Source organism: Microbacterium sp. GXF6406 (genome assembly GCF_054798215.1).
This window is the reverse complement of sequence record NZ_JBSJZH010000005.1, coordinates 30,363-55,094: the sequence shown is the minus strand read 5'-3', so window position 1 is coordinate 55,094 and position 24,732 is coordinate 30,363. Positions and strand designations below refer to the sequence as shown.

Sequence of the window (24,732 nt, the reverse complement as noted above, 5' to 3'; positions counted from 1 at the left end):
CGTGGGGTCCTGAGGGCTTCATCCACTCCGAGCGCTGCAGCGCTCAGCGAAAGGCCGCACAGCAATGATCGAACAGGCTTCCGGAGCATCCGCTCCTGCCGTCCCGCAGAACCCGTGGCCGGCGCTGTGGGCGCTCGTCATCGGGTTCTTCATGATCCTCGTCGACACGACGATCGTCTCGGTCGCGAACCCGGCGATCAAGGCGGCGCTCGACCCGGCGTCGAACAACCTCGACAACGTCGTGTGGGTGACGAGCGCGTATCTGCTCACGTATGCGGTGCCGCTTTTGATCACGGGCCGTCTCGGCGACCGCTTCGGCCCGAAGAACATCTACCTCATCGGCCTGACGATCTTCACGCTGTCGTCACTGTGGTGCGGCCTGTCGGATTCGCTCGGGATGCTGATCGCCGCCCGTGCCGCGCAGGGACTGGGCGCGGCGCTCATGACGCCGCAGACGATGGCGGTCATCACGCGGATGTTCCCGCCGCAGCACCGTGGTGCGGCGATGGGCTTGTGGGGTGCGACGGCCGGTGTCGCGACGCTGGTCGGGCCGCTCGCGGGCGGTTTCCTCGTCGACGGCCTCGGCTGGGAGTGGATCTTCTTCGTGAACATCCCCGTCGGCATCATCGCCTTCGTCGCGGCGTGGATCCTCGTGCCGCAGCTCGAGACCCACAAGCACCGCTTCGACGTGCTCGGGGTCCTGCTCAGCGCGCTGGCGATCTTCCTCATCGTGTTCGGTCTGCAGGAGGGTGAGACGTACGACTGGGGTGCCATCTGGGGGCCGATCTCGGTGTGGGGTCTGATCATCGCCGGCGTCGTGGTGCTCGCGCTGTTCATCGTGCAGCAGGCGCGCACGAAGAGCGAGCCGCTCGTGCCGCTCGGGCTGTTCCGCGACCGCAACTTCTCGGCCTCGAACATCGCGATCGCCGGCGTCGGGTTCACGATCACGGCGCAGACGTTGCCGCTGATGTTCTTCCTGCAGACGGCGCGTGGGCTTACGCCCACCGAGTCGGCACTGCTGATGATCCCGATGGCGGTGATCTCGGGCGTGCTCGCGCAGCCGGTCGGCAAGCTGCTCGACCGCGTCGACCCGCGCGTGATCCTCGTGCCGGGGCTCGTCCTCGTCTCGGCGTCGCTGTTCTGGTACGCGGCGCTGTCGAACGTGGACACCCCGATCTGGATGTTCCTGCTGCCCTCCGCTGTCATGGGCATCGGCAGCGCGGGTATGTGGGGTCCGCTCGCGACGACGGCGACGCGCCGGCTGTCGCCGCGGGATGCCGGTGCCGGATCGGGCATCTACAACACGACCCGCACGGTCGGGTCGGTGCTCGGCTCCGCCGCGATCGCGGTGTTCATGCAGGCGCGTCTCGAGGCGAATCTTCCGGGGTCGGCGGATGCCGCGGGATCGATCAGCGGCGGCACGCTGCCCGACGTCGTCGCGACCGGTTTCGCCGCGGCCATGGGGCAGGCGATCCTGCTGCCCGCCTGCGCGATCCTGCTGTCGCTCGTCGCGTGCCTGTTCCTTCGAGGCAACCCCGCGAAGCAGCGGGCCTGACCCGGATTTGGGTGGCGGAAGCCGGTGGCGGAAAGATGGGCGGATGAGTGTTCGTCTGATCCGTCCCACCGCTGAGCTCTTCGACTCCTGGTCATCCGCCGTCACCGAATTCGACGGCGTGCACATCGACGGATCGGGTACGACGGCGCCGGTCGCCGGCGATCGCGAGACGCTGGACGCACTCATCGCGAAGGCCGAGCAGATGGCCGATACGAGCATCCCCGCGCCGGAGGGGTACGTGCACAACGACCTCTACTGGATCGTCGATGCCGATGAGGTCGTGGGCTTCGTGTCATTCCGGCACGAGTTGAACGACTGGCTGCGCCGCATCGGCGGGCACATCGGCTACGCGGTGCGCCCGACCCGTCGCCGGCAGGGATACGCGCGCACGGGCCTCGCCCTGGCGCTCGACCGTGCTCGCGAGCTCGGGCTCGAGCGGGTCATGCTCACCTGCGACGACGACAACCCCGGATCGTTCCGCACGATCGAGGGCGCCGGCGGGGTGCTGGAGGACAAGCTCGAGATGCCCGAGGAGGGCCACGCGCTGCTGCGCCGCTACTGGATCACCCTGTAGCGGCGGCCCGCTTCATCACCCGACCCACCGTCGTGACTGACACTTGTCCGTCTGAATGACGGTTGTCGGCGCATCCGCCCGTTCTGGACTGACATGTGTCGAATCCGCTGACAACTGTCAGCCAGCCCGTCCGAAAACGCCGACGGCCCGCCCCGGACAGTGCCGGGGCGGGCCGTCGAACGATGCGCGCTTACTTCGCGACGCGCGCCGCGATGTCGGTGCGGAAGTGCCCGCCGTCGAGGTCGATGAGGCCCATGGCTTCATAGGCCCGTGCCCGGGCGGAGGCGAAGTCGGTCCCCGTCGCGACGACGTTGAGGACGCGGCCGCCGGTCGCCAGCAGGTCGCCGCCCGGGGCGTCGGGGCCCGCGGTCGCGGCGTGCACGAGGCGCACGCCATCGATGGCGGCAGCGGCGGCGAGGCCGGCGATCTGGCGTCCGGTCTGCGGTGCTTCCGGGTAGCCCTCGCTGGCGAGCACGACGGTGATCGCGACGTCGTCGGAGAAATCGGGCTGCGGCTGGTCCTCGAGGTTTCCGGATGCTGCGGCGAGGAGCAGCTCCGAGAGGGGCGTGCGCAGACGCGGCAGCACGACCTGGGTCTCGGGGTCGCCGAAGCGGGCGTTGAACTCGATGACCTTGATGCCTGCGGGGGTGAGGATGAGCCCCGCGTAGAGGAGGCCGATGAAGGGGGTGCCCTCAGCATCCATCTGGCGGATGACGGGGAGCGCGACGGTCTCGGTGACCTCTGCGACGAACTCCTGCTCGCTGCCGAACTGGTCGGCAAGCCACGGCAGGGGCGAGTAGGCGCCCATGCCGCCCGTGTTGGGGCCCGCGTCGCCGTCGTAGGCGCGTTTGAAGTCCTGCGCGGGGCTGAGCGGGCGGACCGTGTCGCCGTCGGAGAGGAAGAACAGGGAGACCTCGGGGCCGGAGAGGAACTCCTCGACGAGAACGGGGCCTGCGGGCAGGTACTGCTCGGCGTGCGCGAGGGCTGCGGCGCGGTCGTCGGTCACGATGACGCCCTTGCCGGCGGCGAGGCCATCGGCCTTGACGACGTAGGGGGAGCCGAGGTCGTCGAAGGCGGCTTCGACGTCGGCGATGGATGCTGCGCGCACCGCGCGTCCGGTCGGCACTCCCGCGGCATCCATGATCCGCTTCGCGTAGGCCTTCGAGCCCTCGAGCTGGGCGGCGGCCTTGCCGGGGCCGAACACGGGGATGCCGCGTTCGCGGAGCGCATCGGCGACACCGGCGACGAGAGGGGCCTCGGGGCCGATCATGACGAGGTCGATGCCGTTCTCGTTGGCGAACGTCGTGACGGCGCCGCCATCGAGCTGATCGAGGGCGACGAGCGTCGCGTCCTGCGCGATGCCGGCGTTGCCGGGGGCGGCGAAGATCTCGTGCTGAGTGTCTTCCGCCCGCAGGGCGAGGATGATCGCGTGCTCACGGGCACCGGAACCGAGGACCAGAATCTTCACGGCTCCAGACTACCGACGCGCGCGCGGCCCGCGTACCCTCGTTGCCCCGATGAACGGGTATGCGTCACAGCATATTGATAGGCTCGCGACACGTGGGGGTGCGCTCCGGATGCCACGCCCGGAGGGAGCATCGATGTCCGACCAGCAGCCGTACGAGCCGCCGCAGCCGCACCAGCCGACGCCGACTTATCAGCCGCCCGCATCCGCCGGTGCAGAGAATTCGACGGATGCCTCGCCCGCAGCCGCGGTGCCCGCATACCCGTCGGCACCCGCCTCTGTACCTGCCCCAGCACCCGGTTTCGGCGCGGCGCCCGCAACCCCGACCGCGCCGACGTATCCGGGAGCCCCGCAGGCATTCCCCGGTGCGCAGCCGACCCATCCGGGTGCGCAGCCCGGGTACGCCGCACCCCAGCAGGCCTACGCGGGGGCGCAGCCCGGTTACCCCGCCGCCCACCCCGGCTACCAGGGGCACGCGGCGGCCGGGTACGGCGCCCCCGGTTATCTGGGTTATGTGCCTGCTGCGCCGCGCGGTGCGAGCCACCCCGATGATCTGACTCTGCCGCTGTACGGTGCGACGTTCGGTCAGGCGCTCAGCCGCTTCTTCAAGAAGTACGCCACTTTCTCGGGCCGTGCATCGCGCAGCGAGTACTGGTTCGTGCAGCTGTTCGTCGTGCTGGTGTCGGCGGTCGCGGTCGTTCTCGGTTCCATTCTCCTCGGCACCTCCGCCGCGCAGGAGTACAACGGAGGTGGCAGCGGCGTGACTGCCGGCATCGCGGTCATCATCTTCATCGCCATGGGGATGTTCAGCCTGGCGATCATCGTTCCGAGCCTCGCGATCAGTTGGCGCAGACTGCACGACGCGAACTTCGCCGGCCCGTTCTGGTTCCTGTCGCTGACCTCGGCCGGCGCCCTGGTCGTGCTCGTGTTCACGATCCTGCCGTCCAACCCGCAGGGGGAGCGCTTCGACCGCTGAGTCGACCGCGACGTGAGAGGACGGATGCCGCACGGCGTCCGTCCTCTCATGTCTTCGGATGTCGCGCTCTCAGCGCGTGATCGGACGCTCCACGCTCTCGTCCCACGGCACGGACCACCCGCATGCGTCGAAGATGCGATCGAGCACCATGGCGGTGAATCCCCACACGATGGTGCCGTCGAGATCGAACGCGGGTCCGCGGAAGGCGATGGCCCCGCGGCGGGTGACCGAGCGGAACCGGTTCGCGGGATCGAGGAGTTGCGCGACGGGCGCGCGGAAGACGTCCACGGTCTCGGCATGATCGACGGCGGCGACCTTCGAGGGGCGCGTCCACCAGCCGAGCACGGGTGTGACCCGGTGGTTGCTCGCGGCGAGGGGTAGTTCGGGGAGCCGCGCGAGGATCTCGACGCCGGTCGGGTCGAGTCCGGTCTCCTCTTCGGCTTCGCGCAGGGCGGTGGCGATGGCATCCGAGTCTTCCGCATCGCGTCCCCCGCCTGGGAAGGACACCTGTCCCGGATGCGACGACAGGGTCGGCGAGCGGCGCTGCAGCAGCACGTCGAGGTCTTTCGCGACGGGTGTGTGGCGGGTGCCGGCCGGGATGCTGTCGAGCACACCGAACAGGATGAGCACCGCGGATTCGCGGGCGGCGGTCCCCTGAGGGATCTGCGGGAGGATCCGTGGCGTCCAGTCGCCGGTCGCCACGGCGTGCAGCAGATCGTCGCGCGCTCCGTGCGAGTCAGGACGCATGCTCATGCTCCGAGGCTAGCCCGCTCTGCAGGATTGCGGCCCGAATCGGAGCGGACGCTTGCCGCCTACGCGTCCGAATGACGAGGCGACGTACTCTGGGCTGATGGCCAAGAAGATCGACATCGCCGACGGACGCGCGGCACTGGACGCTGTGCGCACCGCGACGGCGGCGGGCGAGAAGCCGGCCCGCACGGCGTCGGCGACCGCGGTGCGGTATCTGCTGCAGCTGCTCGATGAGAAGGCGCCGGGCAACAGTGTTGAGGTTCGGGTGCCGCCGTTCGGTGCGGTGCAGGTCGTGCAGGGGCCGCGGCATACTCGCGGGACGCCTCCGAACGTCGTCGAGATGGATGCTCCCACCTGGGTCGCGCTCGCGACGGGCGCCGAGGCGTGGGCGGATGCCGTCGCCGCCGGCCGCGTGATCGCCTCGGGCGTGCGCGCGGATCTGTCGGACCTGCTGCCGCTGCGGCCGTAGGGCCGGCGTCGACTCCTAGCGGCGCGGAACCACCAGGGGCACGCCCGTGAGCGGGTGCGGGAAGGCGTCGACGGGTTGGCCGTAGACCTGCTCGATCCGCTCGGCGGTGAGCACCTCGGCGGGGGTGCCCGAAGCGATGACCCGGCCGAAGGCGAGGAGGGTGAGCCGGTCGGCGTGCGCCAGTGCGGCATTCAGGTCGTGGAGGACGACGGCGACGGTGGCCCCGGCATCCGCGGTCGCGCGCACGATCCGCATGACGTCCTCGTGGTGCTTGAGGTCGAGCGCCGCGGTGGGCTCGTCGAGCAGCATGATCGGGGCCTTCTGCGCGAGCACCCGGGCGAGGGCGACGCGGGCGCGCTCGCCGCCTGACAGTGAGGAGACGGAGCGGTGCGCGAGGCCGTCGACCTCTGTGGCGCGCATGGCCTCGAAGACGATGGCGTCGTCGTGCTCTTCGTGTTCGGTGCGCGCCCAGGGGGCGCGCCCCATGCGCACGACCTCCTCGGCCGAGAAGGGGAACGACACGGCATTCTCCTGCAGAAGCACGGCGCGCAGGCGTGCGAGGTCGCGCGGGCGGATGTCCGAAACGCGGCGCCCGTCGAGAAGGACGTCGCCGGATTCGGGGGTGAGGTCACCGGAGAGAACGCTGAACAGCGTCGATTTTCCGGCACCGTTGGGGCCGACGAGGGCATGGATCTCGCCCGGATTGACCTCGATCGAGGCATCCTCGAGGATCGCGCGTCCGGCGGATGCCGGGCGCACGGTGATGGCGGATGCTGTCAGGCGAGCGGTCATGCCCATCCTCCCGAACGACGACGCGTGCGAACGAGCAGCCACAGGAAGAACGGCCCTCCCACGAGCGAGGTGATCATGCCGATCGGCATATCCGCCAGCGGCACCGCGGTGCGCGCGACGAGGTCGGCGAGCGCGATCAGCAGTGCGCCGCCCACGGTCGAGGAGATGATCAGCGGCAGGTGCGCGGGGCCGATCGTCATGCGCATGAGGTGCGGGATGACGAGACCCACGAATCCGATGATGCCCGCGAAGGCGACGGCCGCGCAGACGAGCACCGCGACGGTGACGATCACCACGATGCGCAGTGCTTCGACGTTGACGCCGAGGTGTCGGGCGGTGCGCTCGCCGAGGGCGAAGAGGTCGAGGCGGTGTGCGACGGCGATCGCTGCGATGATGCCGACGACGGTCAGCGGGGCGACGATCGCGATGTTCTGCCAGAGGGCGCCGTTGAGGGAGCCGAGCTGCCAGAACACGATCTGCTCGCGCGTGGAGGTCGTTCCGAGGAAGGTCAGGAATGCCATGCCGGCGCCGCCGATCGCGTTGATCGCGATACCGGTCAGCAGGAGTGTGACGACTTCGGTGCGGCCTCCGGATCGGCTGATGAAGTAGACGGAGAAGACGGCGACGAGGCCGCCGATGAAAGCCATGCCGGGTGTCGTCCACATCCCGAACGTCGACAGCCCGAAGGTCAGGCTCGCGGCGGCTCCGAGGGCGGCTCCCGATGAGACGCCCACAACGCTGGCATCCGCCAGCGGGTTGCCGAAGATGGCCTGCATGAGCACGCCCGACACGGCCAGGGCGGCGCCGACGAGCACGCCGAGCACGAGCCGCGGCAGGCGGATGTTGAAGATCACACCGGTCGCGGGCGGGTCATCGGAGTTCCCCAGCAGGATGCCGATGATCTCGCCCGGGGATAGCTGGTACTGCCCGCTGCCGAGGGATACGAGGCACGTGATGACCAGTGCCGCTGTCAGCACGATCGTGACGACCGTGAATCGCAGCCATCTGTGCCGAGCGGGAGTCGGTGTGACGACCTCGCCGCTCATTCGGCGGGCTCGGCAGCGGTGGTCTCGCCGGAGGCGGGGGCGTACAGGGCGCGGGCGATCGCACGCACGACCTCGGGCGATCGGGGCCCGAAGCTGAGGATCTCAGCATCCGCCATGTCGATCACGCGCTGGTTCCGACCGGCCGGCGTCTCGGCGACGGCCGGCACGCGCTCGATGAGACCGGTCAGGCCGCCGACGGATTCGAGGCCGTCGGTCATCATGACGAGCACGTCGGGCTGCGCGGCGGCGAGGGCCTCGGCGGTCATGGGCTTGTTCCCCTCCCAGCCGATCTCGGTGGCGACGTCGATGCCGCCGACCGCGTCGATGAGGGAGTCGGCGCCGGAGTCCTTGCCGAAGATGTAGTAGACGTTGGCGTTGCCGCGCACGTAGAGGAACAGCATGCGGGCCCGGTCGTCCTCGTCGGCGGGGATGACCTCGGCGATCTCGGCGAGGGCCGCGTCGAGCTGCGTGTCGACCTGCTCGATGAGCGCGGCGCCGCGGGTGGGGATGCCGAGCGCGGTGGAGACCTCGGTGACGAGCTGGTCGGTGTTGTCCAGGCGCAGGTCGTCGGAGATCACCACGATGGGGATGCCGGCGTCGCGCAGCTGCTGGCGGACCTCCTTCGGGCCGATCGTCGTGTCGGTGAGGATGACGGTCGGGGCGAGCTCGAGGATGGCCTCGGGGTTCAGCGAGTGCCCGGTCTTCGTGACGACGGGCAGATCTTCAGTGCCGTCGAAGGCCGTCGATGAATCGCGACCGACGACGTTGTCGCCCATGCCGAGGGCGAAGACGGTCGAGGCGATCGTGCCCGAGATGTCGATCGCGAGGATGCGGCTGACGTCGGTGACCTCGACCTCGCGGTCTTCGGCATCGATGACGGTCACGGGAAGTTCGGGCGCGGTGGTGTCGGAGACCGGGTCGATGGCGTGCGCGGGCAGGCAGGCGGTGGAGCCGCCGGTCGCCGCGCGCACGTCGTCGACGAGATCGAGCTCGGAGAGCTGGAGGGCAGCCGCAGGGCAGAAATCGGATGCTTCGCCCTCTGCTCCGGCGTTCGCCGCAGGGGACGCGCACCCGGCGAGGCCGATCACGAGCGCGGCGGCGACGAGCAGGGGGAGCGGAGAGCGCATAGGGAAGCCTGTCCTAATCTTTGACGCGACAGTCTCGAGCAGGATAAAGTTCGAGATGGAGGTTAGCTAAGCCTAACCAATTTTACCCATTGCATCGGCCCGGAAGGGTCTCATCGGCTGTGCGCCCGAGCGCAGCCGTATGCCAGGAGGCATCCGTGAATCACACCGAGTCCCGAGCGATACAGCATCGCTCACGCGCAGCAGTGGCGGCTCTCATCGCCGTGCTCATGGCGCTGTTCACCACGATCACCGCGCCGACGGCGATGGCCGCCGATGGCGCGAGCATCGCGACCAGCGTGAGCGCATCCGAGAGCGGCCTCGAGATCGCGGTGAACGCCACGGGGCTTCCCGAGGTCGCGGGTCTCTATGGTGCTTTCATCGAGCAGGGCAACGACGCGGCGCTGAACGAGCAGTCGTACGTCGCCTTCGCGCTGCCGTTCCCCTCGGTGAAGGATGGTGCCGCCTCGTTCGTGCTGAACGCCCCGGCCGAGAAGCTGGACCGTGAGCGCTCCTACGAGGTCGTGCTCTGGAAGCAGCACAGCGCTTTCACTCCCGAAAACCTCTATGGCCGTGCGACCGTCGGGATCACGGCGGCGCAGTGGGATGCCGTATTCCCCCCGGCTGAGCCGGAGCCGACTCCCGAGCCGACCGCGCCGGTCGACCCGGAGCCCACGGACCCGGAGCCCACGGAACCGGAACCTACAGACCCGACGACCCCGGTCGAGCCGGAGCCGGCGGTTCCTGCGCTGAGCGTTTCGAAGACGGAGGGTTTGAACCCGGCCGGTGAGTCGATCACGGTCACGGCGGAGAACTACGACGGTTCGGCGGATGGCAAGTACACGCCGGGTAAGGCCGGTTTCTACCTGCAGGTCGGGTGGCTTGCTGAGGATTGGCGTCCGTCTGAGGGTGCTGCGTCGGCGAATCGTGCGAATGCGTTCTCGACGTGGGTGTCGGATGAGGCGGCGACGGCCGCTCCGACGAAGTGGACGGTGAACGCGGACGGCACGGTGAGTGCTTCGTGGACGGTCGAGATCGATCAGGCGTCGTTGGATGAGGCGTTGGCGGCGAAGCCGATTCCGGGTGCGAGGCTTGCGGTGTTCTCGATTGCTGCGGGTGGTGCGACGGTCGCGGGTAATGAGCTGGCTGTTCCGATCGCGTTCGCGGATGAGGCTGTTCCGTCGTTGACGGTGTCGAAGACCGAGGGGCTGAACCCGGCCGGTGAGTCGATCACGGTCACGGCGGAGAACTACGACGGTTCGGCGGATGGCAAGTACACGCCGGGTAAGGCCGGTTTCTACCTGCAGGTCGGGTGGCTTGCTGAGGATTGGCGTCCGTCTGAGGGTGCTGCGTCGGCGAATCGTGCGAATGCGTTCTCGACGTGGGTGTCGGATGAGGCGGCGACGGCCGCTCCGACGAAGTGGACGGTGAACGCGGACGGCACGGTGAGTGCTTCGTGGACGGTCGAGATCGATCAGGCGTCGTTGGATGAGGCGTTGGCGGCGAAGCCGATTCCGGGTGCGAGGCTTGCGGTGTTCTCGATTGCTGCGGGTGGTGCGACGGTCGCGGGTAATGAGCTGGCTGTTCCGATCGCGTTCGGCAACGGTGGCGGCGAGGACCCCAACGGCCCCGACAAGCCCGAGGTGCCGAACAAGCCCGAAACCCCGGCGAAGCCGACCACCCCGCCGGCTTCTGTCGCGGGCGGTTCGATGCGCTGGGCGATCTCGTCGTCGTTCGTGAGCTACATCACGGGTCGCATCGCGCAGGGCGAGATCAGCGTCTTCAACGGCGCGACGCGCTCCGGCGGACTCTTCCAGTTCGGCCAGGCCGCGGGCAGCACGTACAACGTGAAGACGGGTCTCGGATCGGTCGGATACACCGGATCGGTGCGCTTCACCGGACACCACGGTGTGCTCGACGTCACGGTGTCGAACCCGCGGATCGAGATCACCTCGGCATCCAACGCGACGCTCTACGTCACGCACGGCGGATCCCGCGTCGCCTTCGCGACGGTCAACCTGGCCGCCGCGACCAAGACGACGGCGAACGGTGCGGTGACCTACACCGCCGCACCGACCGCGCTCACGGCCGCAGGCCAGAGCAGCGTCCTCAACGGCTACAGCACGGTGCTCGACCCGGTGACCTTCACCGTCGGCACTCCCGCAGCAGCACCGGGCGGCACGGTCGGCACGGTGGCCGCGGCATCCGTCGCGCCGAAGGCGACGCTGCCGGCAGCACCGCCGGCGAGCCAGGGCGTCATGATCGACGCCGAGAACCTCGAAGCGCTGCAGACGGGCGAGAAGGCGACGGTCTCGGCCGATGGCTTCCAGGCCGGCGAGCAGGGCATCAAGGTCGTCGTCTACCCGACGCCCGTGCTGCTCGACACGGTGACCGCCGATGCGAACGGCGTTGCGAGCTGGACGGGCACGCTGCCCGCCACGCTCGAGAACGGTGCGCACACGATCACCTTCCAGGGGTCGGTCGACCGCGGGCTCGAGTTCACGCTCGAGCGCGAGACGGCGGCCGTCATCGGCCAGTGCACGGTCGAGGGCGCCACGCTCAACTGGGGTTACAAGGAGAGCTTCCGCAACTACATCGAGGGCATCGCCCACGGTGGGTGGGAGCTCGAGGGCCTCGAGTACCGCTACCCGGAGTTCGTGTGGGGCGACGGCACCGGTTCATACGATGACGAGACCGGCAACGGCCTGGTCGACTTCGGTGGAACGATCGTCTTCAACGGTCACGACGGCGCGCTGAACACGCACCTGTCGAATGCGCGAGTCGAACTCGCCGGCGACACGGGGTACCTCGTATTCGACATCACGGGCACGACCCAGGGCGGCGAGGCGGTCGATCAGAAGAGCGTTCGCTTCGTGGAGTTCTCGATGGCGGATGCCGTCACTGAGAACGGTGTCATCACACTCTCGGGTGCGGAGTCCGTGCTGACGGAGAGCGGCTCGGCAGCCTTCGGCACCTACGCCGCCGGTGAAGCGTTCGACCCGGTGTCGTTCAGCATCCCCGTCGGGGAGGAGTGCGGCATCGCCCCCGTCGCGGAAGAGGAGGCGTCCGAGCCGGAGGCCGCTGCGGTGACCACTGCCCAGATCGAGCCGATCTCCGCCGAGGCCGGGTTCCCGCTGTGGGCCTGGATCCTCATCGGCGTACTGGTGGCCGGCGCGGGAGTCGGTGGCGGAATGCTGATTCAGCGCCGCCGCACCCCGGCATCCGCGTCCATCAGTCAGGATTGATCCAACCGCACATTGCACGGTCCGAGGTCCGCGTCCGGTTCTGCCGGTTCGCGGGCCTCGGGCCTGCGTGCTTGTGCTCATGAGCGAAGGAGACAGAATGACTGCCCCCGAACGTCCCGCCCGCGGAGGGCGCCGCCCCGAGCGTCCGCAGATCGTGCTCGAGGTGATCGAGCGGATCCGGTTGACCCCGCACCTCGTGCGCATCGTCGCCGGAGGCCCCGGCATCGCGGCCGTCGCCGACAACGGGTTCACCGACGCCTACACGAAGATGCTCTTCGCGCCGGCCGAGGCGAATCTGACGCCGCCCTACGACATGGAGGCGCTGCGCGAGAAGCTTCCCGTGGAGCTGATGCCCACGCGGCGCACGTACACGATCCGCCGTTTCGATCTGGAGAACGGCCAGATCTGGATCGACTTCGTCACGCACGGCGACGAGGGGGTCGCGGGTCCGTGGGCGGCCTCCGCCGAACCGGGCGATGCGGTCGTCCTCGGAGGCATCGGCGGCGGTTATGCGCCTGATCCGGAGGCCGACTGGCATCTGCTGGCCGGCGACGAGTCGGCGATCCCGGCGATCGCCGCAGCTCTGGAAAGGATGCCGGCGGATGCCGTCGGCGTCGCCTTCGTCGAGGTGCAGAACGCCGACGAGCAGCTCGAACTGGTGCATCCGGCCGGGATCGATGTGCAGTGGCTGCACCGCGGCGACGCTGAGGCGGGCACCACGACGCTGCTCGCCGATGCGATCCTGGCCATGCCCTGGCGTGAGGGGCGCGTGCAGGTCTTCGCGCACGGCGAGCGCGGTGAGATGAAGCAGCTGCGTCCGTATCTGACGGATGAGCGGGGTCTGGATCGTACGCAGATGTCGCTGTCGGCGTACTGGGCGCACGGGCGTCGTGAGGATGCCTTCCAGGCGGAGAAGCGCGAGGAGATCGGTCAGATCTGATCGCTGGGACGGGAGCGGATGCCTCTCACAGAGGGTGATGGGACAATAGGCATATGTCTGCCCCCGAATCCTCCGCTCCCGTCGAAGCGACCGTCCGGCGTGTGCCGCGCTATGGCGTATTCATGGCGCTGGGCGCCGTGCTGGGGATCATCGCGGCCGGCATCATCACGATGACCGGCAGCTATGAGCCGTCGACGGCGCTGAACGTCGTCTACCCTCCCGGGCAGGTCTTCGGCTTCGCGCTGCTGTGGATGGTGCCGATCGGCATCGGGCTGGGCGGTCTCGTCGCGATTCTGCTCGAGCGCATCGCGCGCCGCCATGACCGGGTGGTTCGGGTCGACCGCGAGACGATCGTCGCCGAGGACTGAGCGCCGGCCGTGCTCCGAGCCGGCTCGTTCAGGCGAGTTCGGCGATGATGGGGCGGATCGCTGAATCGAAGGCGACCACGTCACGGCGCATGCCGTCGGTGACGGCGACCGTGAGATCTCCGATCCACCAGATGCCGCGCTGCGAGAACGGCAGCACTTGCACATTCAGCTCGAACGAGTGCGCGCGGCGCCCGATGTCCCGCTCGAATTCGGCGATCGCGCTGGCGTAGGCGCGGTAGGCGCCGCCTCCGGTCGCGGTCTTCATCGTCTCGAAGTAGCGCTTGCGGGCCGCGTCGGCGTACTGCTCTGCGGCCGCGGCGAGCGGTGCGATCGCGGTGCGCAGCTCTTCCGCGCCGGTTTGGGGCAGTGCGAGATGCGATTCGAAGCCGTCGATGAGCTCGAGCGGCACATCGGAATGATGGGAGCGCGGTTCGACCGTCATGTTCCAGTAGCGCAGCCACTGCTTCTCGAGCCGCTCGGAAGCATCGATCGCGTCGGGCGCGCGCACGGGCAGATCGCGTAGCGTCGGCAGCCCGGAGGGCTCGCGGATTCCGAGCTTCTGGCGCAGGGCGAGCGCGACGAGCACCGGAACCCCGGCATCTTCGCGGATGAGCCACTGCGGCTTGTCGGCCATGGCCCCATCCTAGGGAGGAAGCGCACCGGAGTGGCGGAAGCGGATTTCCCATCGCCTGACGACCGGTAGTCTTATCGCGTGGCTGCCTCTCCCACCAACCCCTATTCCGATGCCGGTGTCGATACTGCTGCGGGTGACCGTGCTGTCGAGCTGATGAAGTCTTCCGTGCGCGCGACGCACGGACCGGAAGTGCTGGGAGGTGTGGGCGGCTTCGCCGGTCTCTTCGACGCGAGCGCGCTGCTGGGCTATACGAAGCCCCTGCTGGCGACGAGCACGGATGGCGTGGGTACGAAGGTTGCGATCGCGCAGGCCATCGACAAGCACGACACGATCGGCCAGGATCTCGTCGGCATGGTCGTCGACGACATCGTCGTGGTGGGGGCGAAGCCCCTGTTCATGACCGATTACATCGCGTGCGGCAAGGTCTTCCCCGAGCGCATCGCCGACATCGTGCGCGGCATCGCCGATGCCTGCTCGGCGACGGGCACGGCCCTCGTCGGCGGTGAGACGGCCGAGCATCCGGGTCTTCTGGGCGTCGACGACTACGACGTCGCGGGTGCCGCGACGGGCATCGTCGAGGCGGATGCCGTTCTCGGCGCCGACCGCGTGAAGGACGGCGATGTGGTGCTGGCGCTGGCTTCCAGCGGTCTGCACTCCAACGGCTATTCGCTCGTTCGTCACATCATCGCGGGTGCGGGGATCGGTTACGGTGACGCCGCGGCAGAGTTCGGCACGACGTGGGGCGAGACGCTCCTCGAGCCGACCCGCCTCTACACGCTTCCCCTGCTCCGCCTGATCGAGAAGCTGGCCGAGGGGTCGGTGCACTCGCTCAGCCATGTCACGGGTGGCGGTATCGCCGCGAACCTCGCCCGCGTGCTGCCGGTCGGCAGCTGGGCCGAGGTCGACCGGTCGACGTGGGCGCCGAGCCCGGTCTTCCAGGTGCTCAGCGACATCTCGGGCACGAAGCTGACCGAGACCGAGGGCACGTGGAACCTGGGCATCGGTTTCCTCGCGGTCATCGATCAGAGCCAGAAGGATGCCGCGATCGCGGCGTTGGCGGCTGAGGGCATCGATGCCTGGCAGGTCGCGACGGTCGGCATGGGTGCACGCCCGGCCGGAGAGTTCGAAGAGAGCGCCAAGGGCGTCGATGGTGGAGCTGTGCGCCTGATCGGCGCATATGCGGACGGAGTGAAGTAACACCCCATGTGCGGAATCGTCGGAGCGGTCGCAGGCGGCCCGGTCAACCAGGACATCTACGACGCACTGCTGCTTCTGCAGCATCGGGGGCAGGATGCCACGGGCATCGCGACCGCCGAGCCGAGCGGCGTCATGCACGTCACGAAGGCCGAGGGCATGGTGCGCGAGGCCTTCCGCACGCGCGACATGCGCTCGCTGCTCGGAAACGTGGGTCTCGGTCACGTGCGCTACGCCACGAAGGGCACGGCCTCCAGCGAGGAGGAGATGCAGCCGTTCTATGTGAACGCGCCCTACGGCATCGTCCTCATCCACAACGGCAACCTCACCAACACGCGTGAGCTCACGGCAGACATGGCCAAGGAGTACCGTCGCCACCTGAACTCCTCGAGCGACACCGAGCTGCTGCTCAATGTTCTCGCCGGTGAGCTGCAGCGCACGACGAGCGATGTCGACCTCGACCCCGAGCGCATCTTCGAGGCCGTCGCGGGCACGAACGAGCGCATCGAGGGCGCCTATGCCGTGATCGCCGTGATCGCCGGCTACGGTCTGCTCGCGTTCCGCGACCCGCACGGCATCCGTCCTCTGATCCTCGGCCGCCGTGACGGCGCCGCGGGCAAGGACGAGTGGATCGTGGCGAGCGAGTCGCTCGTGCTCGAGAACGGCGACTACGAGGTCGTGCGCGAGGTTGCTCCCGGTGAGGCGATCTTCATCACCGATGAGGGCGAGCTGCACACCCGTCAGTGCGCGAAGGACGCGCAGCTGTTCCCGTGCGCCTTCGAGTACGTCTACCTGGCTCGTCCCGACTCGACCATGAACGGCATCGCCGTGTACGAGTCGCGTCTGCGCATGGGGGAGCGCCTGGCCGACACGATCGCGAAGCACGTTCCGCGCGAGAAGATCGACGTCGTCATGCCGATCCCCGACTCGGCGCGCCCTTCGGCCATGGAGGTCGCCCGCAAGCTCGGCATCGAGTACCGCGAGGGCTTCTACAAGAACCGCTATGTCGGCCGCACCTTCATCATGCCCGGACAGGCCGTTCGCAAGAAGAGCGTTCGTCAGAAGCTCAATGCGATGTCGACCGAGTTCCAGGGCAAGAACGTGCTGCTGATCGACGACTCGATCGTGCGCGGCACGACGAGCAAGCAGATCATCCAGATGGCGCGGGATGCCGGTGCGAAGTCGGTCACGTTCGCCTCTGCCGCACCGCCCGTGCGCTACCCGCACGTCTACGGCATCAACATGCCCTCGAAGCATGAGCTGATCGCCCACGGCCGCACGCTCCCGGAGATCGCCGAGGAGCTGGGCGTCGACCACCTCGTCTACCAGGAGGTCGAAGACCTCAAGGCGGCGATCATCGACGGCTCGGATGTCACCGACCTCGACATGAGCTGCTTCGACGGTCGCTATGTGACCGGAACCATCACTCAGGAGTACCTCGACTGGGTGGAGAGCACGCAGACGTCGTGACGGCTCCGCGGCCGCTGGCGAGAGGACGCATCCTCGCACTGCTGGGAATCCTGCTGTGCGCGTTCTCCCTGCGCTCGGCGGTCGCGTCGCTGTCGCCGCTGCTCGATTACGTCGCGGCGGACTTCGCCGTCTCGGCGGTCGTGCTGGGCCTCATCGGCACGGCGCCGCCGGTGTGCTTCGCGATCTTCGGCCTGTGCACGCCCCTGCTGGAGCGCCGGTTCGGCCTCGAACGGGTCACGGTTCTCGCGCTCACCGCTATCGCTGCGGGGCTCGTGCTGCGCGGTTTCGCCGGTGGCTCGCTGTCATTGCTGTTCACGACCGCGCTGATCTTCGCCGGTGTGGGTATGGGCAATATCCTTGTGCCGCCGCTCGTGAAGAAGTACTTCGCCGATCGCATCGGCGTGATGCTGACGCTGTACACGACGGCCATGGCCGTCTCGACGGTGCTGCCGCCGCTGGTCGCGGTGCCGGTGGCGGATGCTGCGGGCTGGCGGGTTTCGCTGGGGCTGTGGGGCGTGTTCGCCCTGGCGGGGATCGTGCCGTGGGTGCTCATGCTCGCAACGGGTCGGACGGCGGGCCTCCCGGCGGGGGCCGCTGCTCGCGGGACTGAGGCTGCCGATGCTGACCCCGCGGTGCTGTCGACCGGCCCGATCGCGGTCGCGCCGACGAGCTCGCGCCTCTTCGCGCGTCTGCTGCGCCTGCCGCTCGCCTGGTCGATCGCGGTCGTGTTCAGCACGTCGTCGATCATGGCCTATGTCGCATTCGCGTGGCTGCCGTCGATGGTGTCGGAGATCGCGGGCGTCTCGGCGGTGGAGGCGGGTCTTCTGCTGTCGCTCTTCGCCGTGATGGGACTTCCGGCGTCGTTGCTCGTGCCGGTGCTCGTCGTGCGGTTCCAGGCCACCCGCCCCGTCTACGCGGTGGGGTCGATCGCCGGCCTCCTGGGCGTTCTGGGACTGCTGCTCTGGTCGAATCCGGTCACCGTGTGGTTGTGGACGGGGCTCTTCGGCATCGTCGGCGTCATGTTCCCGCTCGCGCTCGTGCTCATCAGCATCCGTTCACGCACGCCCGAGAGCGCCGTCGTGCTGAGCAGTTTCGTGCAGAGCGTCGGTTACGTGATCGCGGCGGGCTTCCCGCTTGTCGTGGGCGTGCTCCATGAGACGACGGGGAGCTGGCGGGTGCCCCTGCTGGTGATTCTGGGCGTCCTGATCGTCGCGATCCCGTTCGGTTTCATTGCCGGCAGTCGGCGCACGGTCGAGGAGGAGTGGGAGCGGCGTCACGGACGCTGGTGAACGACATGTCCGTTCCGGGGCACGACAAAGACCCCGCTACCGAAGTGGCGGGGTCAACGGTCGAGAAAGGACTAGGCCTTCTCGAGCTCGTCTTCGTCTTCGTCTGCGTACTGATCCGCCCACTTGTCGACGTAGGCGTCTTCGTCGTCGGACGGATTCGCCAGTTCGCGCTCCAGTGCGGAGTAGTTCACCGACGGGCTATATGCCTTGAGTTCCCGGGCGATCTTTGTGTGTTTCGCCTTCTGACGGCCACGGCCCATGCGCGAGACCCCCTAACGAGTTGAGCTGTCGAACGGGCTGGCGTTCGCAGCGTTTCACGACACCGGCGTGCGGCCGGTAAGAGTAGCATTCAGGATAGCACGAGGGCCAGGTCCTCTGGCCTTCACCGGCACGTGAAAGGACTGATTCTCATGGTGGACACGAGCTCTCCGAATCCGGATGAAGCGGCCGAGAATGCGGTTCTGCAGAAAGCCGTGATCGTGGGTCTGCAGCCCGGGCAGGCGCCTCATGTGCTGTCCGAGGCGGCGCGCTTCGCTCGCCTGCTCAGCGCCCCCCTGGTCATCGTGCACGTCGACGTGACGCGATTCGTCACCTATGAGGATCCCGACGGCTATGTGCACTCCGCGCCGATCGATCTGAACCGCGAGGCGGGCGTCGCCGATTTCGACGATGTGCGCGCCGCGGCTGCGGCCGCACTGGACGGCTCCGGGCTCACCTGGACTGCTCGTCAGCTCGTGGGAGACCCGGCTCTGGCGATGAAGCAGCTGGCGAACACGCTCGATGCGCAGCTCATCGTCGTGGGCACGCGCAAGCGGGGCCTGGGCGAGTCGATCCGCGAGTTCTTCACCGGCTCGGTCGCCGCTCGTCTGGCGCACCGGCAGCACCGGTCGGTGCTCGTCGTGCCTCTGGAGGAGTCGGTGCCCGATGAGCAGAGCGAGATCTGGACGGACTAACGCCGCGGTTCGACCGCTGGCGCCGGGCTCGCGGCGAGCAGCATTAGCGCGCACGCGGCGATCAGAGCGAGGCTGATGAGTCCCAGCAGGACCGGCTCGGTGGGCACCTCGCTGCTGAAGCGCAGCCGGTGGAACAGCGCCGACAGGCTTGCGCTGGTGCCGAGGAGGCCGGCCAGGACCCCCGCGGCGGCGCCGGTGACCCTCGTCCAGGGGATACGGGTGAGGATGCCGGCGAGCAGGAGGCCGATCGTGGCGAGCAGGAGCAGCGCGAGGCCGGGCGAATCGCCCGCCGAGGCCTGCGTGCTGCGCAGCTCGAAGCCCGCAGCGGGCTGGCGGACGGTCGCTCCGGGCAGGAACAGGCAGATGAGCATCAGGGAGGCGGCCGCGGGGGCGAGGTAGGCGCATGCTGCGACGATTCTGGCGAACGGCGGAATCGGAGCGGCGGGAACGGCGGACTGCTGCGGCACGCCCAGGGAGGGGAGATGCCGCCGGATGTGCGCGCTCAGGGCGGGGTAGCAGTTCGGGTGCGCGAGGATCATCGCCCACAGGTCGGGGCGAGCGGTGGCGAGCACGCCGAGCGTCGCGCTGGGGATGCGCGGGTCGAGAAGATCCGCGGCGGTGCAGGTGGACGGTTCAGGCGTGCTCATGGTCATCCCTCGAGGTCGCCCGGCGGCCCTCGCCGGCGCCGCTGGTCACCTTAGCGATTCAGCGGGCACCGCCGCGGAGGGCCTGTGCAAACTCGGATGCCGCGGCATCCAATGCCTGTTCGAGAGCTGTGACCGTCTCTCCGGTGAGCGTCCCGCCGTGCGCGACATGCGTGCGCATGTCGGTGCGCACGCGCGCGCGGAAGGCGTTGACCGCGACGTCCGCGCGCTGCAGCTGTTCACGGCTGATGATCTTCGCCGAGCTCGCGGGGGCGGCCGTCGAAGCGGGTCGGGTGGTCGCCTGGATGCGCTCCTCGTGCGCTGCCGCGGCGAGATCCGCGCGGAGCGTCTTCATCGCATCCTGAACGCTCTGGCGCACCTCGCTGGCGATGAGGCGCACCGAGTCGGCGATACCGGATTCGATGCCGGCGATGTCTCCCTCGCGGGCGGCGAGCTCGGCGCGTCCGGCATCCGTGATCGCGTAGATGCTCGTGCGGCCTTCTGCCGTCTTCGTGACGAGTCCCTCCTCTTCGAGCTTCGCCAGGCGGGGATAGATCGTGCCGGCGCTGGGGGTGTACGTGCCGCCGGTGCGCTCGGTCAGCGCCTGGATGATGCCGTAGCCGTGCTGCGGGGACTCGGCGAGCAGCGACAGCAGGTACAGGCGCAGATCGCCGTGCGAGAAGACCGCGGGGCTCATGATTCCCACTCCGCGTCATCGGCGACGGTCTGCAGGGGGCGTCGCAGCACCGTGGTGTCTCCGGACACCGAGTTGCTGCGGATGTCGACGAACGAGCCGGCGAGCTCTCCGGCCGAACCCGCATAGCTGACCGGCTTCGAGCCGCCGCGGTCGATGCCGTCGATCACGACGCCGCCGCTCATCGAGCGGATCACGTAGTTTGCCGGCAGGGTCTCCTCGAGACGGATCGTGCTGTCGCCGGAGATGGTGTTCAGGGTGATGGCGTTCACGGCGCCGACGGCGTCGACCCAAATGCCGCCGGAGACGGTGTCGACGATCGCCCTGCGCACGGAGCCGGTCAGCGAGACGTCGCCGGAGACGCTGTTGGCGGTGGTCGAGCCGGTCAGTGCTCGCACCTGGACGTCGCCGGAGACGGAGTTGAGTGTGAGGTCGCCCTGGTGGGTGTCGACGATGATCTCGCCGGAGACCGTGTTGAGCCGGGCGTCGTTCGCGAGGCCGGAGACGAGCGCCCCGGCGCTGACCACGCCGAGGGTGAGGGCGATGGACCGGGGGACCGCGATGCTGACTTCGGCGCGCGGGCCGCCGGCGCCGAAGTTGCGGAAGACCTCGAGGAAGTTGTCCCAGCCGAGCTGGGGATGGTCGATCTCGATCTGGGTGCCGTCGGATTCGATGCGCAGGTCCTTGACCGTCACACCGTGCACCTCGATGCGGATCCCGGGTTCGTCGCGCGCGATGATGTCGACCTGTCCGCCGACGAGGCCGACCTTGAGCCGGGCGGCCTGAGCGATGTCGATGACGCGTTCCTCGCCGGGGGCGATGAGCCATTTCTCGGGCATGGTGCTCTCCTCGATCGGGCGATATCGAGATATATCGCGTTTGGGCACAATAACACGATATATCTCGAGTCTGTCAAGGGGTGTGCGCCTCCGCGCCGAGGGCATAGGGTCGACGCATGATCCGGCACCGCTGCCCGAGGAGCGCCGCGCCGCTGTTCGCGGCAGCGGCCGGCGCCTACGCCGCAAACTGCGCGCTGGGCGCCTCCGTCGCCGCCCGCATCATCGACACGAGCGGTTTCCGGTGGATGCACCATGCGCTCTACATCGCCACGTGCGCGACGTCGGCCGCAGCCGTCGTCACGGGTCTCGTATCCCCGGCACCCGCCGCACGGAATGCGGCCCTGCTGCTCATGCCGGCGGCCGTGCCGCTGACGGTGATCGCCCGGGTCGGCGCCCGGACACGGCGTCACCCCCTCATCGCGCTGGGCGCCGCCCCCTTCCTCCTCGCGGCCGTGATCCGGTCGCGCCGACCAGATCGGAAGTGAATCGCATGGAACTGCTCGACGCCATCCGCCGCCGCAAGACAACCAACGGGGCATTTCTGCCCGATGCGGTCTCCGAGGAGATCAGCGCATCCTGCTCGAGGCGGCGGGCCGCGCGCCCTCGCAGCTGAACAGTCAGCCGTGGCGATTCGTCGTGATCGAGGACCGCGAAACGATCGCCGACATCGCCCGCATCTCGGGCGAGAGCATGACCGAGGTGATGTCGAACGGCGCGTTCTTCGAGAGGTACAAGCCCTACTTCCGGTTCTCGCAGGCCGAGATGGATGAGAAGCGCAGCGGGATGCTGTTCGACAAGCTGCCCGCAGCGCTGCGACCCTTCACCGGCCAGGTCTTCACCAAGCGGGGGCAGAAGCTCATGAACGCGTTGGGCGTGCCGAAGACCCTCGGCGCGGAGAACCGCAAGCTCGTGGCCGGTTCGCCTCTGCTGCTGGGCGTGATGCTCGACCGCGGCGAATACCGACCGGGCCAGCTCTCGTCGTTCTACTCCGTGTTCAGCATGGGAGCCGCCATGGAGAACATCTGGTTGACGACGGTGGAGCTCGGCATGGGGATCCAGTTCATCTCGTTCCCCATGGAGTCGCCGGGACGCTGGGAGGAGATCGTCCGGATGCTGGGCGTGCCCGACGACCTGGAACTCATGGCCGTCTACCGACTCGGATATCTGCCGCCCGAGCAGCGCCGGCCCGCGATCGACTGGACCAGCAGTCAGCGCCGACTCGCCTCGCAGTACGTGTTCCGCGAGACGTGCGCGACGCCGCAGCAGGGGTGGGACGCACCGCTCGGGGGCTGACCTCACTCGTCCGGGGTCCGGGGGATCTGAGGCAGATCCTTCACCGCAGGGCCCTCGATCCGGGTGCCGTCCGCGGCGAATCGCGACGCGTGCAGAGGGCAGTCCCACGTGCACTCGGCGTCGTTCCAGGACAGCACGCCGCCCAGGTGCGGACAGATCGCGTCGACCCCGCGCGTGACCCCATCGACGGTCGAGATCCCCACCGGGCGGACACCCGAGCGGGCCACGACGCCCTCGCCCTCGGCCGGACGCGCGACGGGAACCGGGCGCGCGGCATCCGCCCACCCGGACGCCATCCGGGCCGCGACCCTTCCGCCCTCGGCGATGCCGCGGCCGATGTCGGAGGGCACCGTGAGACGGGTGCCGATCGTCTGCATCCACGGCGCTCGGTCGTCGCGCGGATCACCGAGGATCTCGGCGGTCAGCCGCAGCGCCGCCGCGGGTGCGTTCGACAGGCCCCACTTGGCGTAGCCGGTCGCGAGACGGATGCGGCCGAGGCCGCGCGGCAGCGCCCCGACGAAGGGGATGAGATTGTGCGATTCGTAGTCCTGGGCCGACCAGCGCTGCGTCTCCTCCGCGCCGGGGAATTGCCGCCTGGTCCAGTGCGCCAGCTCGTCGAGGCCGGCGGCCTCATGCGGTTCCCGGCCGACCGGATGCCCGTTGCCGCCGACGATCAGGTTCGCGGCGTCGGCGGGGCCGTCGCCGGGCGAGACCGGGCGGATCGAGCGCGTCCCGCCGTCGACAGAGATGTAGGTCTGCGCGGGGACGTCGCCCGGGACTCGGAACGAGACGCACCAGGAGCGCATCCCGCGCACCTTCGTGAAGTACAGCCCGCGATCGAGGATCGGCGTCCCGGTGGCCAGCACGATGTGCGGGGCGAACAGCGGTCCCTGTGCTGTCTCGATGCGCGACTCTGGCAGCGCGCGTGCGCCGGTCACCCGGACGCCCGTGTGGAGTCGCCCACCCGCCGCGATGAGCTCCTGGGCCAGGGCCGCCACGAGCGCCATCGGATCGATCGTCACCTGGTCATCGAGCGCGACCGCGCCCGCCACGGGGAACGGCAGCTCCCGGACGTCGCTGCCCGCCAGCATCCGCGCCGGCAGACCCGCCTCGCGGGCCGCCTCATAGGTGCGGCGGATGCTGTCGAGCCCGGACCTGCCCGCCGCGTAGGCGTGATCGCGGCGCCGGGTGAACGGGGCCCCGGCCTGCTCGGCGAAGGCGAGCAGCCACCGCATGCCGGCCCGGTTCGCGTCGACATAGGCGCGCACGAGATCCGCCGGATGCTGACGGCGGATCTCGCCGAGGCGGTCGCCCTGCAGGAGGGAGAGCTTGCCGGTGTTCGAGCCCGATGCCAGCTCTCCGGGGGATCCGGCCTCGATGACTGCGACGTCGAGGCCGCGGCGTGCGAGCATCACGGCGGTGCTGAGACCGGTGAGGCCGGCGCCGACGACGATCGCATCGTGGCGTCCGCCGGACACGAACGGCGAACCGGCGGGAGCGGACGGGGCGATCTTCCACAGCGATGACATGCGCCCACTCAACGTGCTCCGCCCCGATGGGCCCAGTGCCTTGACAGCGCGCGCGGGCATCGTCACTCGGATGCCGCGACTACAGTGGCGACGTGACCCTCCGCCGCTTGCTGCTCGTGATGTGCGGCGGGATGCTGGGAACCGCCGCGCGTCTGGGCATCGCACTCCTCGTCCCGGATATCGGCGGGATGCCGCTGGCGACGCTGCTCGTCAACGTGCTCGGCGCTCTGCTGATCGGCGTGCTCGCCGCACGGCTGCCCAGTTCCTCCGATGCGCGGACATTCCTCGGCGCCGGGGCGCTCGGCGGCTTCACGACCTACAGCGCGTTCGCGGTCGGTACTGCCGCCCTCGATCTCCTCCCGGCGATCGCGTACGCGGCGCTCACCCTGGCGCTCGGCATCGTCGCGGCCGCGACGGGACTGCGCCTCGGTCGAACCGGCGAACGGGGGAGCGGGGGATGAACGTCGTCACCTTCCTGCTCGCCTGCGTCGCCGGCGGGTTCGGAGCGGGCCTGCGATACCTCGCCGACGTCGGCGTGACGGCGCTCACCCGCGGCCGGTTCCCCTGGGGGATCATCGTCGTCAACATCACCGGGTCCTTCGCGCTCGGAGTCGTGACGGCGTCCCTCCCGGAAGCCGCGTTCATCGTCGGCGCGGGTCTTCTCGGCGGCTACACGACCTTCAGCACGTCGGCGCTCGACGCCGTCGACCTCTGGCGTGAGGGCGAGCGTCCCGCATCCATCCTGCAGATCGTCGTGACATTCGCGGCATCCGTCGTCGCAGCGCTCGCAGGACTCGCCCTCGGCAGCATGCTCTGACGTTCCCAGCCCGCTGAACGCCCGCTGTGAAAGACTGAGCCCGACCCCTTAAGCGCCCTCACGATCGAGAGT

General features: G+C 69.0%; 25 protein-coding genes and 1 pseudogene. 15 read left to right on the top strand and 11 right to left on the bottom strand.

The annotated features are described in order from the left end of the window. Nucleotides 1-64 precede the first annotated feature (64 nt). Nucleotides 65-1,555, top strand: a complete 1,491-nt coding sequence (locus tag ACWAUG_RS04715) for a DHA2 family efflux MFS transporter permease subunit (protein WP_460801600.1) — start codon at nucleotides 65-67, stop codon at nucleotides 1,553-1,555. Between the two features lie 43 nt (nucleotides 1,556-1,598). After that, the gene (locus ACWAUG_RS04710; RefSeq protein ID WP_460801598.1) at nucleotides 1,599-2,129 is read left to right on the top strand and encodes a GNAT family N-acetyltransferase; all 531 of its coding nucleotides are present in this window, start codon (nucleotides 1,599-1,601) and stop codon (nucleotides 2,127-2,129) included. Nucleotides 2,130-2,319: 190 nt separating this feature from the next. Here the strand turns inward: ACWAUG_RS04710 and purD are convergent, their stop codons facing one another. Then, nucleotides 2,320-3,597 carry a phosphoribosylamine--glycine ligase gene (gene purD, locus ACWAUG_RS04705; protein ID WP_460801597.1) on the bottom strand — a complete coding sequence of 426 codons (1,278 nt, stop codon included), beginning with the start codon at nucleotides 3,595-3,597 and terminating at the stop codon, nucleotides 2,320-2,322. A 133-nt stretch (nucleotides 3,598-3,730) separates the two neighbouring features. Between purD and ACWAUG_RS04700 the strand changes: the two genes are divergently transcribed. Then, entirely contained in the window at nucleotides 3,731-4,570 is an 840-nt protein-coding gene (locus tag ACWAUG_RS04700; protein ID WP_460801594.1) for a DUF805 domain-containing protein, read from the top strand. Nucleotides 4,571-4,639: 69 nt separating this feature from the next. Here the strand turns inward: ACWAUG_RS04700 and ACWAUG_RS04695 are convergent, their stop codons facing one another. Then, the gene (locus ACWAUG_RS04695; RefSeq protein WP_460801592.1) at nucleotides 4,640-5,323 is read right to left on the bottom strand and encodes an NUDIX hydrolase; all 684 of its coding nucleotides are present in this window, start codon (nucleotides 5,321-5,323) and stop codon (nucleotides 4,640-4,642) included. Between the two features lie 97 nt (nucleotides 5,324-5,420). Here ACWAUG_RS04695 and ACWAUG_RS04690 point away from each other — a divergent pair, with 97 nt between their 5' ends. Further along, nucleotides 5,421-5,789 (top strand): sterol carrier family protein, encoded by a 369-nt coding sequence (locus tag ACWAUG_RS04690; RefSeq protein ID WP_460801590.1) that lies wholly within the window; start codon nucleotides 5,421-5,423, stop codon nucleotides 5,787-5,789. 15 nt (nucleotides 5,790-5,804) lie between these two features. Here the strand turns inward: ACWAUG_RS04690 and ACWAUG_RS04685 are convergent, their stop codons facing one another. The 3 genes from ACWAUG_RS04685 to ACWAUG_RS04675 are packed head-to-tail and all read right to left on the bottom strand — an operon-like array spanning nucleotide 5,805 to nucleotide 8,754. Next, nucleotides 5,805-6,581: a heme ABC transporter ATP-binding protein gene (locus ACWAUG_RS04685; RefSeq protein WP_460801589.1), complete on the bottom strand. Its 777-nt coding sequence runs from the start codon at nucleotides 6,579-6,581 to the stop codon at nucleotides 5,805-5,807. Beyond that, nucleotides 6,578-7,627, bottom strand: a complete 1,050-nt coding sequence (locus ACWAUG_RS04680; RefSeq protein WP_460801587.1) for a FecCD family ABC transporter permease — start codon at nucleotides 7,625-7,627, stop codon at nucleotides 6,578-6,580. Before ACWAUG_RS04680 ends, ACWAUG_RS04685 begins: the two co-directional genes overlap by 4 nt. Beyond that, nucleotides 7,624-8,754, bottom strand: coding sequence for a heme/hemin ABC transporter substrate-binding protein (locus ACWAUG_RS04675; protein WP_460801586.1), 1,131 nt, complete (start codon nucleotides 8,752-8,754; stop codon nucleotides 7,624-7,626). Before ACWAUG_RS04675 ends, ACWAUG_RS04680 begins: the two co-directional genes overlap by 4 nt. A 155-nt stretch (nucleotides 8,755-8,909) precedes the next feature. On the opposite strand from ACWAUG_RS04675, the gene ACWAUG_RS04670 reads away from it, so the two are divergent. The 3 genes from ACWAUG_RS04670 to ACWAUG_RS04660 all read left to right on the top strand — a co-directional run bounded on the left by ACWAUG_RS04670 (nucleotide 8,910) and on the right by ACWAUG_RS04660 (nucleotide 13,304). Further along, nucleotides 8,910-11,996 (top strand): HtaA domain-containing protein, encoded by a 3,087-nt coding sequence (locus ACWAUG_RS04670; RefSeq protein ID WP_460801584.1) that lies wholly within the window; start codon nucleotides 8,910-8,912, stop codon nucleotides 11,994-11,996. Between the two features lie 97 nt (nucleotides 11,997-12,093). After that, nucleotides 12,094-12,936: a siderophore-interacting protein gene (locus ACWAUG_RS04665; protein ID WP_460801582.1), complete on the top strand. Its 843-nt coding sequence runs from the start codon at nucleotides 12,094-12,096 to the stop codon at nucleotides 12,934-12,936. Nucleotides 12,937-12,989: 53 nt separating this feature from the next. Continuing rightward, on the top strand, nucleotides 12,990-13,304 hold the full coding sequence (locus ACWAUG_RS04660) for a potassium transporter Trk (protein ID WP_460801580.1): 315 nt from the start codon (nucleotides 12,990-12,992) through the stop codon (nucleotides 13,302-13,304). Nucleotides 13,305-13,332: 28 nt separating this feature from the next. On the opposite strand, the gene ACWAUG_RS04655 is transcribed toward ACWAUG_RS04660, so the two are convergent. Then, nucleotides 13,333-13,938, bottom strand: a complete 606-nt coding sequence (locus ACWAUG_RS04655; RefSeq protein ID WP_298039173.1) for a zinc-binding alcohol dehydrogenase — start codon at nucleotides 13,936-13,938, stop codon at nucleotides 13,333-13,335. Nucleotides 13,939-14,016: 78 nt separating this feature from the next. On the opposite strand from ACWAUG_RS04655, the gene purM reads away from it, so the two are divergent. The 3 genes from purM to ACWAUG_RS04640 are packed head-to-tail and all read left to right on the top strand — an operon-like array spanning nucleotide 14,017 to nucleotide 17,891. Further along, entirely contained in the window at nucleotides 14,017-15,135 is a 1,119-nt protein-coding gene (gene purM, locus ACWAUG_RS04650) for a phosphoribosylformylglycinamidine cyclo-ligase (protein WP_460801579.1), read from the top strand. A 6-nt stretch (nucleotides 15,136-15,141) separates the two neighbouring features. Then, nucleotides 15,142-16,602 (top strand): amidophosphoribosyltransferase, encoded by a 1,461-nt coding sequence (gene purF, locus ACWAUG_RS04645; protein WP_460801577.1) that lies wholly within the window; start codon nucleotides 15,142-15,144, stop codon nucleotides 16,600-16,602. Next, nucleotides 16,599-17,891, top strand: coding sequence for an MFS transporter (locus ACWAUG_RS04640; protein WP_460801575.1), 1,293 nt, complete (start codon nucleotides 16,599-16,601; stop codon nucleotides 17,889-17,891). Before purF ends, ACWAUG_RS04640 begins: the two co-directional genes overlap by 4 nt. Before the next feature lie 71 nt (nucleotides 17,892-17,962). Here the strand turns inward: ACWAUG_RS04640 and ACWAUG_RS04635 are convergent, their stop codons facing one another. Further along, the gene (locus ACWAUG_RS04635) at nucleotides 17,963-18,151 is read right to left on the bottom strand and encodes a DUF3073 domain-containing protein (protein ID WP_298039164.1); all 189 of its coding nucleotides are present in this window, start codon (nucleotides 18,149-18,151) and stop codon (nucleotides 17,963-17,965) included. Nucleotides 18,152-18,301: 150 nt separating this feature from the next. On the opposite strand from ACWAUG_RS04635, the gene ACWAUG_RS04630 reads away from it, so the two are divergent. Then, a complete protein-coding gene (locus ACWAUG_RS04630) occupies nucleotides 18,302-18,844 on the top strand; it encodes a universal stress protein (protein ID WP_460801574.1) in 543 nt (180 codons plus the stop codon). Here ACWAUG_RS04630 and ACWAUG_RS04625 read toward each other — a convergent pair. Genes ACWAUG_RS04625 through ACWAUG_RS04615 form a run of 3 tightly spaced genes read right to left on the bottom strand, consistent with a single transcriptional unit; the run spans nucleotide 18,841 to nucleotide 21,021 of the window. After that, complete coding sequence (locus tag ACWAUG_RS04625; protein WP_460801572.1) at nucleotides 18,841-19,491, bottom strand: variant leucine-rich repeat-containing protein; 651 nt, start codon at nucleotides 19,489-19,491, stop codon at nucleotides 18,841-18,843. The two genes, ACWAUG_RS04630 and ACWAUG_RS04625, sit on opposite strands and share 4 nt — an antisense overlap. A 58-nt stretch (nucleotides 19,492-19,549) precedes the next feature. Next, complete coding sequence (locus ACWAUG_RS04620; RefSeq protein ID WP_460801570.1) at nucleotides 19,550-20,185, bottom strand: PadR family transcriptional regulator; 636 nt, start codon at nucleotides 20,183-20,185, stop codon at nucleotides 19,550-19,552. Next, nucleotides 20,182-21,021, bottom strand: coding sequence for a DUF4097 family beta strand repeat-containing protein (locus ACWAUG_RS04615; protein WP_460801568.1), 840 nt, complete (start codon nucleotides 21,019-21,021; stop codon nucleotides 20,182-20,184). Before ACWAUG_RS04615 ends, ACWAUG_RS04620 begins: the two co-directional genes overlap by 4 nt. A gap of 116 nt (nucleotides 21,022-21,137) precedes the next feature. Between ACWAUG_RS04615 and ACWAUG_RS04610 the strand changes: the two genes are divergently transcribed. Next, entirely contained in the window at nucleotides 21,138-21,506 is a 369-nt protein-coding gene (locus ACWAUG_RS04610; protein ID WP_460801567.1) for a hypothetical protein, read from the top strand. A gap of 5 nt (nucleotides 21,507-21,511) precedes the next feature. After that, a pseudogene (locus ACWAUG_RS04605) lies at nucleotides 21,512-22,314 on the top strand (nitroreductase family protein). Nucleotides 22,315-22,316: 2 nt separating this feature from the next. Here the strand turns inward: ACWAUG_RS04605 and ACWAUG_RS04600 are convergent. Next, a complete protein-coding gene (locus ACWAUG_RS04600; protein WP_460801566.1) occupies nucleotides 22,317-23,843 on the bottom strand; it encodes an FAD-dependent oxidoreductase in 1,527 nt (508 codons plus the stop codon). 92 nt (nucleotides 23,844-23,935) lie between these two features. Between ACWAUG_RS04600 and ACWAUG_RS04595 the strand changes: the two genes are divergently transcribed. Both ACWAUG_RS04595 and ACWAUG_RS04590 read left to right on the top strand, forming a co-directional pair. Further along, nucleotides 23,936-24,304 (top strand): fluoride efflux transporter FluC, encoded by a 369-nt coding sequence (locus ACWAUG_RS04595; RefSeq protein ID WP_460801564.1) that lies wholly within the window; start codon nucleotides 23,936-23,938, stop codon nucleotides 24,302-24,304. Next, entirely contained in the window at nucleotides 24,301-24,660 is a 360-nt protein-coding gene (locus ACWAUG_RS04590; RefSeq protein ID WP_460801562.1) for a fluoride efflux transporter FluC, read from the top strand. The genes ACWAUG_RS04595 and ACWAUG_RS04590 overlap by 4 nt, the downstream gene beginning before the upstream one ends. Nucleotides 24,661-24,732: the final 72 nt, after the last annotated feature.

Bases quoted from the DNA above. Each gene is read 5' to 3' on its own strand.
- ACWAUG_RS04675 (WP_460801586.1), bottom strand. From the start codon at position 8,754: ATGCGCTCTCCGCTCCCCCTGCTCGTCGCCGCCGCGCTCGTGATCGGC.
- ACWAUG_RS04665 (WP_460801582.1), top strand. From the start codon at position 12,094: ATGACTGCCCCCGAACGTCCCGCCCGCGGAGGGCGCCGCCCCGAGCGT.
- ACWAUG_RS04660 (WP_460801580.1), top strand. From the start codon at position 12,990: ATGTCTGCCCCCGAATCCTCCGCTCCCGTCGAAGCGACCGTCCGGCGT.
- ACWAUG_RS04635 (WP_298039164.1), bottom strand. From the start codon at position 18,151: ATGGGCCGTGGCCGTCAGAAGGCGAAACACACAAAGATCGCCCGGGAA.
- ACWAUG_RS04625 (WP_460801572.1), bottom strand. From the start codon at position 19,491: ATGAGCACGCCTGAACCGTCCACCTGCACCGCCGCGGATCTTCTCGAC.
- ACWAUG_RS04590 (WP_460801562.1), top strand. From the start codon at position 24,301: ATGAACGTCGTCACCTTCCTGCTCGCCTGCGTCGCCGGCGGGTTCGGA.
- purF (WP_460801577.1), top strand. From the start codon at position 15,142: ATGTGCGGAATCGTCGGAGCGGTCGCAGGCGGCCCGGTCAACCAGGAC.
- ACWAUG_RS04615 (WP_460801568.1), bottom strand. From the start codon at position 21,021: ATGCCCGAGAAATGGCTCATCGCCCCCGGCGAGGAACGCGTCATCGAC.
- ACWAUG_RS04655 (WP_298039173.1), bottom strand. From the start codon at position 13,938: ATGGCCGACAAGCCGCAGTGGCTCATCCGCGAAGATGCCGGGGTTCCG.
- ACWAUG_RS04715 (WP_460801600.1), top strand. From the start codon at position 65: ATGATCGAACAGGCTTCCGGAGCATCCGCTCCTGCCGTCCCGCAGAAC.
- ACWAUG_RS04620 (WP_460801570.1), bottom strand. From the start codon at position 20,185: ATGAGCCCCGCGGTCTTCTCGCACGGCGATCTGCGCCTGTACCTGCTG.
- ACWAUG_RS04700 (WP_460801594.1), top strand. From the start codon at position 3,731: ATGTCCGACCAGCAGCCGTACGAGCCGCCGCAGCCGCACCAGCCGACG.
- ACWAUG_RS04630 (WP_460801574.1), top strand. From the start codon at position 18,302: ATGGTGGACACGAGCTCTCCGAATCCGGATGAAGCGGCCGAGAATGCG.
- ACWAUG_RS04680 (WP_460801587.1), bottom strand. From the start codon at position 7,627: ATGAGCGGCGAGGTCGTCACACCGACTCCCGCTCGGCACAGATGGCTG.
- ACWAUG_RS04690 (WP_460801590.1), top strand. From the start codon at position 5,421: ATGGCCAAGAAGATCGACATCGCCGACGGACGCGCGGCACTGGACGCT.
- ACWAUG_RS04600 (WP_460801566.1), bottom strand. From the start codon at position 23,843: ATGTCATCGCTGTGGAAGATCGCCCCGTCCGCTCCCGCCGGTTCGCCG.
- ACWAUG_RS04695 (WP_460801592.1), bottom strand. From the start codon at position 5,323: ATGAGCATGCGTCCTGACTCGCACGGAGCGCGCGACGATCTGCTGCAC.
- ACWAUG_RS04610 (WP_460801567.1), top strand. From the start codon at position 21,138: ATGATCCGGCACCGCTGCCCGAGGAGCGCCGCGCCGCTGTTCGCGGCA.
- ACWAUG_RS04685 (WP_460801589.1), bottom strand. From the start codon at position 6,581: ATGACCGCTCGCCTGACAGCATCCGCCATCACCGTGCGCCCGGCATCC.
- ACWAUG_RS04710 (WP_460801598.1), top strand. From the start codon at position 1,599: ATGAGTGTTCGTCTGATCCGTCCCACCGCTGAGCTCTTCGACTCCTGG.